The organism is Salinimicrobium oceani (genome assembly GCF_012037645.1).
The window spans coordinates 1-464 of record NZ_JAAVJR010000578.1; the positions used below are offsets into that span (position 1 = coordinate 1).

The following is a 464-nucleotide window of genomic DNA, read 5'->3' on the forward strand; positions in this document are numbered from 1 at the left end:
TCAGTATTCAGTTGTTCAATGACATGACCAATATTGGGTACGTCTACATCATAGAAAATACCGAACAGGAAGAAATACGGAACTTACAAAACATTTCAAGGGATGAATAGTGTGATCCTTACAAATGCCGTCCGTTTTGTGGTATTGCTCCTGCTTCAGGTTTTGCTCCTTAACAATATCAATTTTTTGGGATATATCAATCCTTACCTCTACGTTCTATTCATCATTCTTTTTCCATTCAGCGGGAGTCAAACCCTGCTTATTTTTTTAAGTTTCCTACTGGGTTGGGGTGTGGATATTTTTGAAGACAGCGGCGGAATTAATGCGGCAGCCTGTCTGGTAGCTGCTTTTATAAGACCCGTTCTATTAAGATTTTCGTTTGGAGTTAGTTACGACTACCAAACCATAAAATTCTCCAGCACTCAACCCGGGGCCCGAATAAGTTACGTGGTGATCCTGGTACT

Annotated in this window: 1 protein-coding gene; it reads left to right on the forward strand. The window is 40.5% G+C overall.

From position 1 onward, the window contains the following. Positions 1-102: 102 nt before the first annotated feature. On the forward strand, positions 103-464 hold a 362-nt coding region (locus HC175_RS18335; protein WP_168139676.1), incomplete at its 3' end, for a rod shape-determining protein MreD.